Here is a 15,216-nt window from a genome sequence, read left to right as displayed (position 1 = left end):
GCAGAAAAAACATGGTTTTCTCTACAAGCTGACCCCGGATTGTTCATCCGGGGTTTTCGTCTTATTCAGATACGGGAAGCACGGCTCCGTCGTATTTCTTCTCAATGAAGTCTTTAATTTCTTTAGAGTGAAGAACTTCCATAAGCGCTTTGATTTTTGCTGAGTTTTCGTCACCTTTGCGCACGGCAATGATGTTTGCGTATGGGTTGTTTTTCGTTGATTCTACTTCAATCGCGTCTTTTAACGGGTTTAATTTGTTTTGGATCGCATAGTTGACGTTGATGAAGACCGCGTCGCCTTCTTCTTCGTTATATGCTTTTGCCGTTAATTCCGGCGCGATTTTTTTGAACGTCAGGTTTTTCGGATTTTTTGCGATGTTTTTCGTTGTTGCATCAACCGTCTTCACTTTCGGATCTAACGTGATCAGCCCGGCTTTTTGAAGCATCGCCAGCATACGGCCTTGTTCAGCGACGTTATTTGTCAGGATGATTGTCGCGCCGTTTGGCAGGTCTTTCAGTGATTTATATTTTTTCGTGTAAATACCGAACGGCTCAAGGTGAACGGCGCCGGCATTAACGAGTTTGTAATCTTTATTTTCTTTCATTTCCTGCTCAAGGTAAGGAACATGCTGGAAGTAGTTGGCATCCACTTCTTTATCAGCTAATGCTTTGTTGTACATTTTGTAATCGTTCAGCACTTTTACTTTTAATGTATAGCCTTTTTTCTTCAGTAACGGCTCCGCTTCTTTTAAAATTTCAGCATGCGGTGTCTTTGTCGCGGCGACGACGATTTCTTTTTTATTTGAGCCGGCGCTTGATCCGCAGGCAGCCAAAACTCCTGCAAAAACAAGAAACAGCGCACTTAACGCAATCTTTTTCAATGTAAATCCTCCCTTATCTTTTGTCTATTATATTTGTGATCACATCACCGATAATCTGAATGATAAAGACGATGATGAGAATAAATACAGTTGCCACAAACGTTACATCCGTATTATTTGACTGGTAGCCTTCTACATATGCAAGGTTTCCGAGTCCGCCTGAACCGATGGCGCCTGCAATAGCGGTCGAACCGATCAGGGCGATGGCTGTAACGGTGATGCCTGAGATTAACGCAGGCATTGATTCAGGAATCAATACTTTAAAGATGATCGTCGAAGTTTTCGCTCCCATTGATCTGGCAGCTTCGATGACTCCTTTATCAACTTCCCGGAGCGCGATTTCCGCAAGGCGGGCATAAAACGGCGCAGATCCGATAATTAAAGCGGGCAAAGCCGCGTTCGGACCTAAGATCGATCCGACCAAAAACTTAGTAAAACCGAGGAGCAGAATAATTAAAATAAGAAACGGAATAGACCGGAATACGTTAACCACTGCCGCAATCACGCTGTTAATCGCTTTATTCTGCCATAAGCTTCCCTTGCCCGTTAAAAAGAGCAGAAGACCGAGGATAGCCCCGATGACAAAAGAAAAGAGTAAAGCGATAATCGTCATATAAAGGGTTTCATAAGTTGCGGTCCACAGTTCACTTACATCAACGTTCGGAAACCATTTTTCAAACATTTGTGATCACCTCTGCTTCTACCTGTTTGTCTTTAATGAACCGGATCACGTTTTCTACTTCTTTTTCCTGTCCGTCAATGTGGATGAATAAAGAACCGTACGCCCCGTCCTTCGTCTGAGAAATCTTGCCCTGCAGAATGTTGACATCCACATTGAAGTTCCTGATCATCTCAGTGATGAGAGGCTGTTCAGCAGCCTGACCGACAAACGAGAGCTGAATCGTTTTTCCTGTCGCTGTTTCCTGAAGCAGATGCTGAATGGTTTCTTTCGTTTCCTCAGGTTCGGTTACCTGCTGAACGAAACGCTTTGTCATCTGTTCGCGCGGATTTCTGAAGACTTGAAGCACTTCGCCTTCTTCGACGACTTTACCGTTTTCCATGACGGCGACTCTGTTGCAGATTTTGCGGATGACGTGCATTTCATGGGTAATGAGCACAATCGTCAAACCGAGTCTTTCATTTATATCGGATAAAAGATCTAAAATTGAATCTGTCGTCTGCGGATCAAGCGCTGACGTTGCTTCGTCACAAAGAAGGACCTTCGGATTATTGGCGAGCGCCCGCGCGATTCCGACACGCTGCTTTTGTCCGCCGCTCAGCTGGGAAGGATACGATTTTTCTTTTCCTTCTAATCCGACCAGTTTAATCAGTTCATCAGCACGGCGGATCCGTTCTCTTTTTTTCACGCCGGCAATTTCCAGCGGAAACATAATATTATCACGAACGGTGCGCGACCAAAGCAGATTAAAGTGCTGAAAAATCATGCTGATTTCCTGGCGCGCTTTTCTTAAACCGCGGCTGCTTACTTTATTTAATTCCGTCCCCGCGACTTCCACGGTACCTGAAGTCGGTTTTTCAAGACCGTTCAGAAGACGGATTAAGGAACTTTTACCAGCTCCGCTATATCCTATAATTCCAAAAATTTCGCCCTTTTTGATGTCAAGGTTGACATCTTGGACAGCATTGACATCCCCATGTTTCGCTTTGTACACTTTTGAAACATTTTGAAGATGGATCAAAGCAATCACCTGCCTTACACTATTCTAAGAAATCTTCCGGAATTCTCAGCAAAAGAAAAGCCTTTCTGCACAATTGAGCAGAAAGGCTTATTGAAAAAGGCCTTTCTCTCATCTTCCAAAGCAGATTGCTTCGAGTGAATTGGCACCATTTCAACATAGTTGATGGTTGCCGGGCTTCATAGGGCACTTCCCTCCACCTCTCTTGATAAGAGAAAACATATCGTCTTTTCGTCCGGAAATTCTTAATGTAGGATAGCATGGCGAATGATAAAAAGTCAATAAAATAAATAATGATAGATATTTTCACATAGTAGATTGGCAGATTTTAAGGCCTTTTGCTGATCGTTTGAAAAAATCCGTTTGTCAGCCACAGGATGGCTTCCAGTTTCAACAGGGCTCTGAATGATCCTTTCACTTTCAGTCTTCCGCTTTGAATGAGCTTTTGCAGGGAGATGTCGCCGTGCAGCAAATGAATGATTTCTGTTTGGTTTCCGTAAAAGGTCAAATTAGACCCTTCGGCTGAGGCCGAGGTTTTTCTCATTTCTCCCTGCCCGTTAATTGAGACCGTTAAAGCTTCTGTTTCACCTTGGAACGTAATCAGCAGCGTCGAGGTATGTAATAGGGGTTTCAAAAACAGATGCTGTCCGTCATTCTCTAAAACTTCTATTTTCTCCACTCGTATAACCTCCTGTTTATTGGCCGTACATACAAAGTTCTCTTTTAACGGGAAGAACCCTTTATAAAACGGACGACATTTTCCTATAAAAAATGTCACATAGAGGACGTTTGAGATGTTTTTTGTTTAATCAGCTCGTATAAATAGGAAACGGAGCGGAATGCGTATCCTTTCTCAACAAGCTTTCCGTCTTTAAACAGCAGAAAGCACGGGACACTCTCAATCTGAAAGGCTTTGGCGAAGACGGGGGAATAATTAACGTTGTTTTTATAGAAGGCGACGCCGGGCAGCATTTCCTCGGCAACAGACAGCATTTTGGCCGCCAGCTGGCACGTGCCGCAAAATGGGGTGTATAAATAAAGGAGATACACATCATCTTTAATGGATTCAAGTTCGTTTTCTTGGAGTTCTTTCATTTTGATTACCACCTCAGGTCTTTCTTTTTCAAAAATACGGGGTCCACATCCAGTCCGGCGCGAAGAAGCACCGATGCAAGATGGTGGCTTGGAGACGCCTCAACTTCCCTGTATGTTCTGTCTATATAGATATGGCGGGCTTCAGGAAGCTCCCGTTTCAGCTGCTTTCTTAATTTTTCTCCTGAATCGTCTGCATCAACTAAGATATAAACATCTTTGTCAAACAAACGGTCCGCTAAATCTTCCAATTCCGTTTGGCCGATCGTTCCATTTGTACAGACAATATCCAGAGGTGCACTGAGCACTTCCCTGACTTTGATTTTATCTGATTTTCCTTCTACGATTAAAACCTTCTCTTCATCGCCGATATTCATTGCGCATCACCTGCCGGTTTTTTTAGCCTCAGATTGAAAAAGAAGGCAGTGAAATTCACCGCCAACTGTTAACACCAGCCGCTTTCATAGTCGCAATCCACGTATTTCGGATCCTTCCCGGATACAACATCGGCTGTTTTATAAAATTTTTGATTTTCAAATGAAAAGCCCGGTTTGAGCTCATATTGGTTCATGCCTGTCATTTGGCCGATGGCTTCATTTTCATGAAACAAGGAAAACCGGCCGTTTTGCAAGCGGCCCGTTACGTTCTCCGTTACATCAACCTTTTGTTTATCAAAAGCCATTATGGACACCTCCCGTTACAGATAGAGTGTCCAAATGGTTCTTTTGCTATCCGATTAGTCTTCCTGCGTCATTTCTTCGTATTGTTCGGCAGTCATAAGGTTTTCGATTTCTTTTGCATCAGCCGGTTCAACGACGATCATCCACGCTTTTTCGTATGGAGACTCATTCACGAATTCCGGGCTGTCATCGAGGTCTTCGTTTACTTCCGTCACCGTTCCGTTGATCGGCGCGTACAGTTCAGATACCGTTTTTACGGATTCAACGCTGCCGAACGGCTCGTCCGCTTTAATTTCAGCGCCGACTTCAGGAAGCTCGACAAATACGATATCGCCAAGTTCAGATTGCGCGAAATGCGTAATTCCGATACGGACTTTTTCGCCTTCAACTTTTACCCATTCGTGTTCTTCTGAATAACGTAAATCTTTCGGTGTGCTCATCTAAATCCCTCCATTTTTTATGCTTATAATAAGAAGATACCATAATTCTTTGATACTGACATTAAATCCAATATTTTTCGAATTGGTCTTCTTTAAAGCCGACTGTGACTTTTGTGCCGTCGGACGTGATCGGACGCTTAAGCAGCATTCCGTCGGATGCCAGAAGTTCAAGCTGTTCATCCTCTGACATGTGGTACAGCTTTTCCTTTAAGTTCAGCTCACGGTATTTCATGCCGCTCGTGTTGAAAAACTTTTTCAGCTCAAGGCCGCTTTTTTCATAAAGGTCTTTGATTTCTTCTTTCGTCGGCGTTTGTTCCGTAATATGTATTTCGTTTATTTCCTTGCCGTGGTCTTCCAGCCATTTTTTCGCATTACGGCACGTTCCGCATTTAGGGTACCAGTAAAAATTTATCGACATCTTCTTCACCCCTTGTAAATGATCGTCGTTATTTTAACACAATCACTGGTAAAAACCTAAAACGTTGCTTCATGAAAAAGCGCTCCGAAATCGGAGCGCTTACAGAAGCTGTGCATTATACCGTATATTTTTCTTCTCTGAAAATGACGGCTGCCGCTTCACGTTTTTTCTGAATGAGATTTTTCGGTGTCAGGCGCGTCAGTTTGCGCAGCACGGAAAGCATCATTCGGAGTGAATCGCCTTCTTCCATGGCGATTAATGATTCTTTTGCGTGCGCTTCAATGTCCTGAAGAGCTTCCTGCGCAAAGATTTCTGTATATAACAGCTTTTGCGCGGCTTTTTCAGCGCCGTCTGCCGCGATCGCTTTTTCCGTTCTGAGGACGGCAGATTCCAACGCGTACAGCGCGCTGACGATGTCAGCGATGTTTACCATGATTTCCTGCTCGCGGTCAATCGCCTTCCCGTATTTCTGCGCCGCAAGACCGGCTGTTAAAAGGGCGATTTTCTTTGCCTGTCTGACGATGTATTTTTCCTGTTCAAGAGGCTCTGAACCCGGTTCTTCAGGCATCAGCATCATTAATTCCTCTTGAAGCGCCTTCGCTTTATCAAAGAGCGGAAGATCCCCTTTTACAGCTTTTTTAAGGAATGTGCTCGTCACGATCAAACGGTTGATTTCATTCGTTCCTTCAAAGATTCTGTTGATTCTCGAATCGCGGTAAGCGCGCTCAATTTCATATTCCTGCATAAAACCGTAACCGCCGTGGATTTGGACGCCTTCGTCGGCAATGTAATCAAGCGTCTCTGATCCGCACATTTTATTCAGCGAGCATTCGATCGCATACTCGGCAATGGATTTTGCGACTTCGCGGCCGTCTTTTTGTGCTTCCTCGGTCAGTCTGCTCATGTTATCTTCAAAAAGGCCGACCGTTCTGTATACAGAGCTTTCCATCGCATAAAGCTTTGCTGACATTGTCGCAAGCTTTTCCTGAGTAAGGGTAAAGCTTGAGATCGGCGTTTTAAATTGGCGGCGCTGGTTTGCATAAGCCGCTGACAGCTCAATGACCCGTTTTGAAGCGCCGATCGTGCCGACCGCAAGCTTGTAGCGCCCGATATTGAGGATATTAAACGCAATCACATGGCCTTTTCCGATTTCGCCAAGCAGGTTTTCTTTCGGCACTTCTGCTTGATCTAAAATAAGCGTTCTTGTGGATGAGCCTTTAATTCCCATCTTTTTCTCTTCAGGGCCGGTTGACACACCCGGATAATTTTTTTCTACAATAAATGCGGAAAATTTATCTCCGTCCACCTTTGCATAGACGACAAATACATCGGCAAACGCTGAGTTTGTAATCCATTGTTTTTCTCCGTTTAAAATGTAGTGCGTGCCCGCTTCATTTAAAACGGCGGTAGTTTTTGCGCCGAGCGCATCTGATCCGGATCCCGGCTCTGTCAAAGCGTATGCCGCGATTCTTTGACCTGAAGCTAAATCCGGCAAGTATGTTTTTTTCTGCTCTTCCGTTCCGAAAAACACGATCGGCAATGAACCGATGCCGACATGGGCGCCGTAAGAAAGAGAAAAGCTGCCAGCACGTGAAAATTTCTCTGTAATGAAGGCCGAACTGATTTTATCAAGTCCGATGCCGCCGTATGCTTCAGGCACATCTGCGCCGAGAAGGCCTAGATCGCCGGCTTTTTTCAGCAGTCTGACAGAGTGCTCAAACTGATGGTTTTCGATTTCATCAATGTACGGAAGAACATCGTTTACGACATAGTCTTCTGTCGTTTTTCCGATCATTTTATGTTCGTCTGTAAAATCCTCCGGTGTGAACACCTGATCATATGCGGTATCTTCAATAAGAAAGCTGCCGCCTTTTTTGACTTTGACCGTTTCCTGTTTCATGATTGTTTCCCCCTTTTAAAGTAGCTCAAATACGCCGGCAGCCCCCATGCCGCCTCCGATACACATTGTTACCACGCCGAATTGCTCGTTTCTCCGTTTCATTTCATGTATGAGTGAAAGAGTCAGCTTCGTTCCCGTGCAGCCGAGCGGATGACCGAGAGCGATCGCTCCGCCGTTGACGTTGACTTTTTCTTCGTCAATTCCGAGTGATCTGATCACTTGTATGGCTTGTGAAGCAAAGGCTTCATTCAATTCAAAGAGCCCGATATCCTGTAATTCCAGCCCGGCGAGCTTGAGGGCACGCGGAATGGCTTCAATCGGCCCGATTCCCATCACCTCAGGCGGGACGCCGCCCACGGCAAAGGAACGGAATTTCACAAGCGGCGCCAATCCGAGCGATGAAGCTTTCTCACGATCCATAAGCATGACCGCCGCTGCTCCGTCACTCGTTTGTGATGAGTTTCCGGCTGTCACGGTTCCGGTTTTTGAAAAAGCCGGACGGAGCTTCGCTAAAATATCAGCTGACGTTCCCGCGCGCACCCCTTCATCTTGAGAAAAAACAAAGTGCTTTTCCCGGGGTTTATGATCAGCGCCGATTTCTGTCAGCGACACGTCGACGGGCACGATTTCATCTTTAAATTTCCCTTCCTCCAGCGCTTTCGCCGCATTTTGGTGGCTGCGGACGGCAAATGCGTCCTGATCCTCGCGGGAAACGCCGTATGTTTCGGCAACCTGCTCCGCTGTATGGCCCATGCTCATATAATATTCAGGTGCATGTTCAGCCAAAGCGATATTCGGGCGCGTCACATGCCCCATCATCGGGACTTGCGACATAGATTCCGCTCCGCCCGCGATGACAGTGTCACCTGCGCCGATCATGATTTTTTCCGCTCCGTACGCGATGGATTGAAGTCCGGAAGAGCAGTATCGGTTTACCGTAATGGCCGGCACCGTATGGGGAAGCCCCGCCAGCGCGCCGATATTCCGCGCCATATTTAAGCCCTGCTCGGCTTCAGGTGTTGCACATCCGATAATTAAGTCATCGATATTTCCTTCATAGCCGCCTGCCCGTTTCAGCGTTTCTTTGACACAAAGCGCTCCCAAATCATCAGGACGAACGTTTGCCAGCGACCCTTTTTTCGCTTTACCGACCGGGGTTCTCGCACCGGCCACAATGACTGCTTCTCTCATAAACACCCTCCTAGTTCCGTAAAGGTTTGCCTTTGACCAGCATATGCTGCATTCTGGCTTGAGATTTCGCCTCGCCAGCGAGACTTAAAAAGGCTTCTCTTTCAATCTCGAGTAAATATTCTTCAGAAACCTCCGTACCGAACGGAACTCTTCCGCCGGCAATGACATTGGCAAGCTTTTTCGCAATCTTCATATCGTGATCTGATAAATACCCTGAACGCCTCATCTGATCAGCTCCGAGCAGCAAGGCCGCACAGCCGGTTTCTCCGGTAACTTTCACTTTTTTCCGTGCAGGCGGACGATAGCCGCTGTCATATAAGGACGCCGCAAGCTTTTTCGCGTCATGTAACAGATGGTCTTGGTTCATGCTGACTTGGTCAGCCGGAGACAGAATCCTCATATCACGGGCTTCGTGCGCAGAGCCTGACACCTTGGCTAAAGCAACTGTTTCGAACGTTTTAATAGCCGCGTCCATCAATTCCGCTCCGTTATCCACGTAATTCATGTACAATCCTTTGTTTCCGCCGCCGCCCGGAATCAGACCGACGCCTGTTTCGACAAGGCCCATGTATGATTCACTTGCAGCTTGAATGCGCGCCGCCGGAAGGCAGACTTCGGTTCCGCCGCCGAGCGTCATGCCGAATGGTGCCGCCACGACCGGTTTGGCGCTGTATTTTATGTTCATCATCGTTTGCTGAAAACGGCGGATGACAAAATCGACTTCCAAGAAGTTATCATCCTGGGCTTCCATTAAGATCATCGCCAGGTTGGCGCCCGCGCAGAAATGTCTGCCTTGGTTTCCGATGACAAGCCCTTTATAATTCCGCTCCGTCTCCTCGAGCGCTTTGTCAATCATTTGGATAATGTCTAACCCGATCGCATTGCTTTTCGTGTGGAATTCTAAAAGTACGACATCATCGCCGATATCAATCAGGCTCGCGCCCCCGTTTTTGCAGATGACGCCGTTTGTTTCTTTTATCGTTTGCAGACTGATTCGTTTCGGATTATCTTTGATCGCCCTGTATTGGCCGTTTGCATAATAAAATTGCGTTCCGTTTTCCTTCATATAGAAAGTGTCATTACCCTTATCAAGCATTTCTTTCACCCAGCCGGGAAGCTCCGCGCCTTCTTTTTCAAGACGTTTTACCGACTCACTGACGCCGATGGCATCCCACATTTCAAACGGCCCGAGCTCCCATCCGAAGCCCCATTTCATGGCTTCATCGATTGCTTTTATATCATCAGCGATTTCGCCCAGCAGCTGAGCGGAATATAAAAGTGTTTTCGAGGTGATGTTCCAAAGCAAGTGTCCGGCACGGTCATCAGAGTATATAAGCGCTTTCATTTTGGCTTTGGCACCCTTTGCCTGTTTGGCTGCTTCTAAAGCGGGCGTTTTCATTTTTGAGCGTTCACCATATGTCATGGTAAGCGGATCAAGCTCATATATTGTCTTACCTTCTTTTTTATAAAAGCCTTGGCCCGACTTGCTGCCAAGCCAGTTGTTATTCAGCATTTCATTCATAAATTCAGGCAGCTTAAACATGTCTTTTTCAGCGCCGTCAGCCTTATCGTACACATTTTTTGCGACATGGGCGAAAGTATCAAGCCCAACGACATCGAGAGTTCTGAAGGTTGCGCTTTTCGGTCTGCCGATCAGCGGCCCCGTCACGGTATCCACTTCGCCAATGCGATAGCCGCCGGAAAGCATTTCTCTTACAGTGACTAACAGGCCGTAAGTTCCGATGCGGTTGGCGATAAAGTTAGGCGTGTCTTTTGCGATCACGACACCTTTACCGAGCGTATTTTCAGCAAATGATGTCATGAATTCCAAAACGGCTGGATCGGTTTCCTGAATCGGTATGATTTCCAAAAGCTTGAGATAGCGGGCAGGATTGAAGAAATGGGTTCCTAAGAAATGAGCTTTAAAATCGGCTGATCTTCCTTCTGCCATTTTCGTGACAGAAATACCGGATGTATTGCTTGAAACGATGCTCCCCGGTTTGCGGTATTCATCAACAAGTGAGAAAATCTGTTTTTTCACGTCGAGATTTTCAACGACGACTTCAATAATCCAATCGGCATCCTTCAAATCAGCCGCGTTATCCTCTATGTTGCCAGGCGTAATATAGTCGAGATTGGCAGCAGAAGTCAGCGGTGCAGGCTTTTGCTTCAGCAGCTTTTTCACGGCCGATCGGCTCAGTCTGCTGCGGACCTCCGGGCTTTCTAATGACAGCCCTTTTTTCACCTCATCCTTTGTCAGCTCGTTTGGCACAATATCAAGCAGCAGGACGGGAATTCCGATGTTAGCCAAGTGCGCGGCGATTCCGGACCCCATTACTCCTGATCCAAGAACAGCTGCTTTCTTTATAAACTTGTGCATGAGTCATCCCCCTTGAACTTTGAATGAATAATCATTCATTTTTTCAGCAAAAAAAATGAAACCCTTTTCTTCTTTCATCTTAAAAGATTTCGAGGCTGACTTCAATAGCTAATATGGAATTTTTTTAAATTTTTTGGCTTTCGCATGATCCGCAGCGAAGACGGGAATCTTAAAGCCGGAGGTGAAGGGAATGGTGCGGGTAAAAAAAGATCCGTCTTCTGCGGCAGTGAGCGCGGCCAGCGTTAAAGGAAATGCGGGGCCGACACAAAAGCATGGCGGCGGCAAACGTACGAGCCAAAATCAGCAATATAAAAAAGAAAACATGGAATAACAGGCAGCGGCTGCTTTTCGGGGCAGCCGTTATTTTTTGAAGATCCCTTTTAACACAAACGCTGCATTGGCCGGACGTTCAGCAATCCTTCTCATAAAGTAGCTGTACCAGTCGGTTCCGTACGGCACATACACCCTCATCCGGTATCCTTCAGCAGCAAGCTCCTTCTGCCGCTCCGTCCTGATCCCGTACAGCATTTGAAATTCAAATTGCTCACGGGGAATATCGTGTTCGGAGATAAGTTTTTTCGTGTAAGAAATCATGTCATCGTCATGGGTCGCCACCGCTGTTTCATGGCCGCTCAGCAGCTGGAGCTTGATCAATTGCTGATAATGGAGATCGGTCCCTTTTTTATCCGGAAATGCAACAGCCGCCGATTCTTTATAAGCGCCTTTTACAAGCCTGAGCCGCGGCTTGTATGGCTGAAGGCTTCCGATATCCTCAGCGGCGCGGTACAAATACGCCTGAATCACGGTTCCGAGCATAGGGAAATCCGGTTTGCACCGTTTATACAGCTCCAGCGTTCGTCCGCATCTGGCGTAATCCTCCATGTCAATCGTTACAGGAACGTTCCGCTCTTTCGCTTCTGACAGGATCTCCCTTATATGATTCTCAGCGAGTTTCTCTGAAATATCCAATCCGATGGAAGTTAATTTCACAGACAGCTCACAATCTAATTGATGATCGGCAATGGCTCTGATCGCTTTTTTACATTCTTCCGCCGTCCGCCCAGCATCCTTCTTTGAACCGGCATATTCACCTAAATAATCAATGGAGGCCGATAATCCTGATTGATTGAGCCGCTTCACCGTTTTCACCGCTTCGCCGATCGTTTCGCCTGCGACGAATCTTCCTGCGCCGAAACGGATGCCGTAAGCCTGGGCAAGTTTGGTAAGCATTTTATTTTTGGACAAAAACAAACTTATGCTCCGCAGCAAGGATGAGCACCACCTTTTAATTTATCCGTATGAAATCACGAGCATAGAGAAACCTAACAAGAACAGAAATCAAAGGAGGCGTTTATATGAACAATCAAGAGCAGCACGCAAACATGCCGCCTGCCGTTATCTCAACGAAGGATCATTTGTATCTGGAGGACATGCTGAACTGGAATCTGCTTGCTATGAAAAAAGCGCACTTTATGGCAGGACAATGTCAGGATCAGACATTAAAACAAGAGCTTGAACAGATCGGCCAGATGCATGAAAAACATTTTCAAAAAATATTAGGCCATTTGAATCCTGCCCAAGGCGGACAGACAACAGGCTATATGCAATAGGAGGAAAAAATATGAATCAGCAAAACCAAAAAATCAGCAACCCGCAAACCCCGGTGCCGAATACGGCGCAAATGAATGACAGAGACTTGGTGAATGAGCTGCTGACGACTGAAAAATATATGACGTCATCATACTGTACAGCGTTGCACGAATTCAGCCACGAGTCTCTTTATCAAGATATTCAATCTATTTTCGATGAGTCACAAAAAGCGCAAAGAAGATTATACGATGTGATGTTTCAAAACGGCTGGTATTCCCTCGAAGCAGCGGATACCCAAAAGCTTCAGCAATCGTACCAGAAATTTCAGCAGACCATTCAGCAGCAATCTCCTTATCAGCAATAAGAAGTGTAAAGGATTGATGTTTTCGCCAAGCATCAAATCCTTTTTTTTTATTTTTTTACAAAAGGATTGACATATCATTAATCCTTATTTATATTTAACTAATGTTAATTATTTTCCGAGGAACAGATTAGGAGGATTTATGAAAAACGCGGATCAATATGTGTCTGATATTCAAGCATCCCTTCAGACCCTGCTGCAAAAAATACAGCCGGAAATGGTGGAAAGCATGGCAAAGCAAGAGGTGACACCCGCCCAATTATTTGTTTTAGCCAGTTTAAAAAAACACGGCAGCTGCAAGGTTTCTGAGATTGCGGAGCGCATGGAGGTGAGGCCGAGCGCGGTGACCTTAATGGCCGACCGCCTTGAGCAAAAAAGCCTTATCGTCCGCACACATAATAAGCAGGACAGACGAGTCATCGATATCAGCCTCACAAAAAAAGGCGAAAAAAAATTCGAAGACGTTGTCGCGGGAAGAAAAGCGATATTAGCGCGCAGCCTTTCCGTTCTGTCTGAAGAAGAGCTGATACAGGCGTCGAAGATCATTCAAAAAGTTGCGGATGCCGCCGACAATCACCTGACGGCGGAAGACAGACATGAAAAAGAAAAGAGGAGTTGCCGAAAATGAGCACTGAACATTCGAATTCAAAACGCACATTATTAATAACAGGCTTAATCATCGCCATGTTTTTCTCAGCCCTGGACGGCACAATTGTGGGAACAGCGATTCCTAAAATTGTGGGCGATCTTGGGGGATTAAGCATGATGACGTGGCTTACCACGGCATATCTGCTGACTTCTACCACGGTCGTTCCGATTGCGGGGAAACTTGCTGACTTATTGGGACGCCGCGTCGTATATGTCTCAGGTTTGATTATCTTTATGGGCGCTTCCGCATTGTGCGGAATGGCCAACAATATGACTGAATTGATTATTTTCCGCGGATTGCAGGGGATCGGCGGCGGTGTCATGATGCCGATGGCTATGATTGTCATCGGAGATTTGTTCACAGGTAAACAGCGCGCCAAGTTCCAAGGTCTGTTCGGAGCGATTTACGGCCTTGCATCCGTTATCGGCCCGCAAATCGGCGGATGGATTGTCGACTCTTTAAATTGGAAATGGGTCTTTTATATTAACCTTCCAGTCGGAATCTTAGCCGTAATCTTTATTGCAAGAGGGCTTCAAGGCAAGAAACAGACAGGACCGATCAATTTTGATATCGCCGGCATTTTCACAATGATTGTCGGGATTGTCAGCCTCCTTCTCGCGCTCAGCTTCGGCGGCAAGGATTACGCATGGGGCTCTTGGCAGATTATCAGTCTCTTTGCGCTTGCCCTTATCGGCATTGTCGGGTTTGTCATTGCTGAATGTAAAGCAAAAGAGCCGATTCTTCCGATGCATTTATTTAAAAACAGAACATTTACCGTGCTGAATTTGATCGGCTTTTTCATGAGTATCGGTATGTTTGGCGCCGTAACGTTTGTTCCTTTCTTTATGCAGGGCATTATCGGGGTCAGCGCCACTGCTTCCGGCACCATTATGACGCCGATGATGGTTTCTATGATTATTACAAGTATAATCGGAGGCCAGCTCGTCTATAAGATTGGCATTAAACCGCAAATCATGATCGGCATGCTGATTATGGGCGTCGGATTCTTTTTATTAACCACATTGCAGCTGGATACTAGCAAGCTTGCGGCAACGTGCTATATGGCCGTGATCGGGCTGGGCATGGGACTTGTCATGCCGCTTCTCACACTTGCGCTGCAAGAAACGTTCTCAAAAGAAGAGCTTGGAGTGGTTACATCTTCAAGCCAATTTTTCCGGATGATCGGGGGAACATTCGGAATTACGGTGCTCGGCGCCGTCATGAATGCGAGATCCGGCACCCTTTTAACCGACAGACTCGTGCCGTACTTAGACTCACTTCCGAAACAGGCCAGTGCCTTTGCCGCTCAGTTTAAAGACATGATTGCGAGCAATCCTGAAGGACTGCTTCAATCCCTGTTCAGCCAGGAATCGATTAAGCAAATTCCGGCCGCTTTCTCTTCCCATATCGTGCCGGTTTTGAAAACGTCGTTAATGGATTCGCTTCACAGCGTGTTTTATACTGGTTTGGCCTTCATCGCAGCCGGATTTGTTCTGACACTGTTCGTGAAATCAATTAAACTGACAAACAAAAAATCTGGAAAAGAAGAAGAAAAGGCGAAAGCCGTATAATGTACAAAAGCCCGCGAAAGCCGCGGGCTTTTTTTATGTCTCACTTATCATTTGCGCCATTCCGTTTCCGAATGACCAGTCTTCCTCCGTATTTCCGGAAAGCACGATAAACACGTCTTCTTTTCTGATCTCAAGGTCTTCATGAAGGCGGCTTGCCAATTGATGATAAAATGCTTTTTTCTGTTCGGCCGTTCTGGAGTTCTTCAATGTAAAATGCACATAAATCAGATCATCGGTCCGCTCGACTTGAAGATAGGACGGATCATAGAAAAACTCGCCTTTTTGATGCTGATGCACCACCTGAAAATAGTCATCATGCGGCACATCAATGATTTCCGTCATCGTTTTGTGAATAGCCGTACTCAGC

19 protein-coding genes and 1 riboswitch are annotated in these 15,216 nt (G+C 46.1%); of the genes, 5 read left to right on the top strand and 14 right to left on the bottom strand.

Going from position 1 to position 15,216, the window contains the following annotated elements; all coding sequences use genetic code 11:
* Positions 1–61: 61 nt before the first annotated feature.
* From metQ to AXI59_RS08320, 12 genes are all read right to left on the bottom strand, one after another.
* Positions 62–880, bottom strand: coding sequence for a methionine ABC transporter substrate-binding lipoprotein MetQ (gene metQ, locus AXI59_RS08375; protein WP_061522177.1), 819 nt, complete (start codon positions 878–880; stop codon positions 62–64).
* Between the two features lie 13 nt (positions 881–893).
* Complete coding sequence (locus AXI59_RS08370; RefSeq protein ID WP_061522176.1) at positions 894–1,562, bottom strand: methionine ABC transporter permease; 669 nt, start codon at positions 1,560–1,562, stop codon at positions 894–896.
* On the bottom strand, positions 1,555–2,580 hold the full coding sequence (gene metN / locus AXI59_RS08365) for a methionine ABC transporter ATP-binding protein MetN (protein WP_061522175.1): 1,026 nt from the start codon (positions 2,578–2,580) through the stop codon (positions 1,555–1,557). Before metN ends, AXI59_RS08370 begins: the two co-directional genes overlap by 8 nt.
* A 105-nt stretch (positions 2,581–2,685) precedes the next feature.
* Positions 2,686–2,792, bottom strand: a riboswitch (SAM riboswitch).
* Between the two features lie 113 nt (positions 2,793–2,905).
* Positions 2,906–3,256 carry an SCP2 sterol-binding domain-containing protein gene (locus AXI59_RS08360; RefSeq protein WP_061522174.1) on the bottom strand — a complete coding sequence of 117 codons (351 nt, stop codon included), beginning with the start codon at positions 3,254–3,256 and terminating at the stop codon, positions 2,906–2,908.
* A 95-nt stretch (positions 3,257–3,351) separates the two neighbouring features.
* Complete coding sequence (locus AXI59_RS08355; RefSeq protein ID WP_061527913.1) at positions 3,352–3,672, bottom strand: thioredoxin family protein; 321 nt, start codon at positions 3,670–3,672, stop codon at positions 3,352–3,354.
* 5 nt (positions 3,673–3,677) lie between these two features.
* A complete protein-coding gene (locus AXI59_RS08350; protein ID WP_082791746.1) occupies positions 3,678–4,046 on the bottom strand; it encodes a toprim domain-containing protein in 369 nt (122 codons plus the stop codon).
* 68 nt (positions 4,047–4,114) lie between these two features.
* Positions 4,115–4,351 carry a YusG family protein gene (locus AXI59_RS08345; RefSeq protein WP_061522172.1) on the bottom strand — a complete coding sequence of 79 codons (237 nt, stop codon included), beginning with the start codon at positions 4,349–4,351 and terminating at the stop codon, positions 4,115–4,117.
* A gap of 54 nt (positions 4,352–4,405) precedes the next feature.
* Positions 4,406–4,789, bottom strand: a complete 384-nt coding sequence (gene gcvH, locus AXI59_RS08340; protein WP_061522171.1) for a glycine cleavage system protein GcvH — start codon at positions 4,787–4,789, stop codon at positions 4,406–4,408.
* Positions 4,790–4,850: 61 nt separating this feature from the next.
* On the bottom strand, positions 4,851–5,207 hold the full coding sequence (locus AXI59_RS08335; RefSeq protein ID WP_061522170.1) for an arsenate reductase family protein: 357 nt from the start codon (positions 5,205–5,207) through the stop codon (positions 4,851–4,853).
* 115 nt (positions 5,208–5,322) lie between these two features.
* Positions 5,323–7,107, bottom strand: a complete 1,785-nt coding sequence (locus tag AXI59_RS08330; RefSeq protein ID WP_061527912.1) for an acyl-CoA dehydrogenase family protein — start codon at positions 7,105–7,107, stop codon at positions 5,323–5,325.
* 15 nt (positions 7,108–7,122) lie between these two features.
* Positions 7,123–8,298: an acetyl-CoA C-acetyltransferase gene (locus AXI59_RS08325; protein ID WP_061522168.1), complete on the bottom strand. Its 1,176-nt coding sequence runs from the start codon at positions 8,296–8,298 to the stop codon at positions 7,123–7,125.
* Between the two features lie 10 nt (positions 8,299–8,308).
* A complete protein-coding gene (locus AXI59_RS08320) occupies positions 8,309–10,678 on the bottom strand; it encodes a 3-hydroxyacyl-CoA dehydrogenase/enoyl-CoA hydratase family protein (RefSeq protein ID WP_061522167.1) in 2,370 nt (789 codons plus the stop codon).
* Positions 10,679–10,868: 190 nt separating this feature from the next.
* Here AXI59_RS08320 and AXI59_RS19285 point away from each other — a divergent pair, with 190 nt between their 5' ends.
* Positions 10,869–11,009, top strand: a complete 141-nt coding sequence (locus AXI59_RS19285) for a YuzL family protein (RefSeq protein ID WP_082791745.1) — start codon at positions 10,869–10,871, stop codon at positions 11,007–11,009.
* A gap of 29 nt (positions 11,010–11,038) precedes the next feature.
* Here the strand turns inward: AXI59_RS19285 and AXI59_RS08315 are convergent, their stop codons facing one another.
* Positions 11,039–11,947, bottom strand: a complete 909-nt coding sequence (locus AXI59_RS08315) for a proline dehydrogenase family protein (protein WP_061522166.1) — start codon at positions 11,945–11,947, stop codon at positions 11,039–11,041.
* Positions 11,948–12,033: 86 nt separating this feature from the next.
* Between AXI59_RS08315 and AXI59_RS08310 the strand changes: the two genes are divergently transcribed.
* From AXI59_RS08310 to AXI59_RS08295, 4 genes are all read left to right on the top strand, one after another.
* Positions 12,034–12,288, top strand: coding sequence for a hypothetical protein (locus AXI59_RS08310; protein WP_061522165.1), 255 nt, complete (start codon positions 12,034–12,036; stop codon positions 12,286–12,288).
* 11 nt (positions 12,289–12,299) lie between these two features.
* Complete coding sequence (locus tag AXI59_RS08305) at positions 12,300–12,632, top strand: spore coat protein (RefSeq protein WP_061522164.1); 333 nt, start codon at positions 12,300–12,302, stop codon at positions 12,630–12,632.
* Between the two features lie 139 nt (positions 12,633–12,771).
* Positions 12,772–13,257, top strand: a complete 486-nt coding sequence (locus AXI59_RS08300) for a MarR family winged helix-turn-helix transcriptional regulator (protein ID WP_061527911.1) — start codon at positions 12,772–12,774, stop codon at positions 13,255–13,257.
* Positions 13,254–14,849: an MDR family MFS transporter gene (locus tag AXI59_RS08295; protein ID WP_061522162.1), complete on the top strand. Its 1,596-nt coding sequence runs from the start codon at positions 13,254–13,256 to the stop codon at positions 14,847–14,849. Before AXI59_RS08300 ends, AXI59_RS08295 begins: the two co-directional genes overlap by 4 nt.
* A gap of 33 nt (positions 14,850–14,882) precedes the next feature.
* On the opposite strand, the gene AXI59_RS08290 is transcribed toward AXI59_RS08295, so the two are convergent.
* Complete coding sequence (locus AXI59_RS08290; RefSeq protein ID WP_061527910.1) at positions 14,883–15,215, bottom strand: tautomerase family protein; 333 nt, start codon at positions 15,213–15,215, stop codon at positions 14,883–14,885.
* Between the last annotated feature and the right edge of the window lies 1 nt (position 15,216).

Source organism: Bacillus nakamurai, from assembly GCF_001584325.1.
GTDB lineage: Bacteria > Bacillota > Bacilli > Bacillales > Bacillaceae > Bacillus > Bacillus nakamurai.
This window is presented reverse-complemented; position numbering and strand designations above follow the sequence as displayed.

Coding starts and splice junctions, on each gene's coding strand:
- AXI59_RS08370 (WP_061522176.1), bottom strand. CDS start 1,562: ATGTTTGAAAAATGGTTTCCGAACGTTGATGTAAGTGAACTGTGGACC.
- AXI59_RS08295 (WP_061522162.1), top strand. CDS start 13,254: ATGAGCACTGAACATTCGAATTCAAAACGCACATTATTAATAACAGGC.
- AXI59_RS19285 (WP_082791745.1), top strand. CDS start 10,869: ATGGTGCGGGTAAAAAAAGATCCGTCTTCTGCGGCAGTGAGCGCGGCC.
- AXI59_RS08305 (WP_061522164.1), top strand. CDS start 12,300: ATGAATCAGCAAAACCAAAAAATCAGCAACCCGCAAACCCCGGTGCCG.
- gcvH (WP_061522171.1), bottom strand. CDS start 4,789: ATGAGCACACCGAAAGATTTACGTTATTCAGAAGAACACGAATGGGTA.
- AXI59_RS08350 (WP_082791746.1), bottom strand. CDS start 4,046: ATGAATATCGGCGATGAAGAGAAGGTTTTAATCGTAGAAGGAAAATCA.
- AXI59_RS08300 (WP_061527911.1), top strand. CDS start 12,772: ATGAAAAACGCGGATCAATATGTGTCTGATATTCAAGCATCCCTTCAG.
- AXI59_RS08355 (WP_061527913.1), bottom strand. CDS start 3,672: ATGAAAGAACTCCAAGAAAACGAACTTGAATCCATTAAAGATGATGTG.
- AXI59_RS08325 (WP_061522168.1), bottom strand. CDS start 8,298: ATGAGAGAAGCAGTCATTGTGGCCGGTGCGAGAACCCCGGTCGGTAAA.
- AXI59_RS08310 (WP_061522165.1), top strand. CDS start 12,034: ATGAACAATCAAGAGCAGCACGCAAACATGCCGCCTGCCGTTATCTCA.
- AXI59_RS08330 (WP_061527912.1), bottom strand. CDS start 7,107: ATGAAACAGGAAACGGTCAAAGTCAAAAAAGGCGGCAGCTTTCTTATT.
- AXI59_RS08320 (WP_061522167.1), bottom strand. CDS start 10,678: ATGCACAAGTTTATAAAGAAAGCAGCTGTTCTTGGATCAGGAGTAATG.
- AXI59_RS08335 (WP_061522170.1), bottom strand. CDS start 5,207: ATGTCGATAAATTTTTACTGGTACCCTAAATGCGGAACGTGCCGTAAT.
- AXI59_RS08345 (WP_061522172.1), bottom strand. CDS start 4,351: ATGGCTTTTGATAAACAAAAGGTTGATGTAACGGAGAACGTAACGGGC.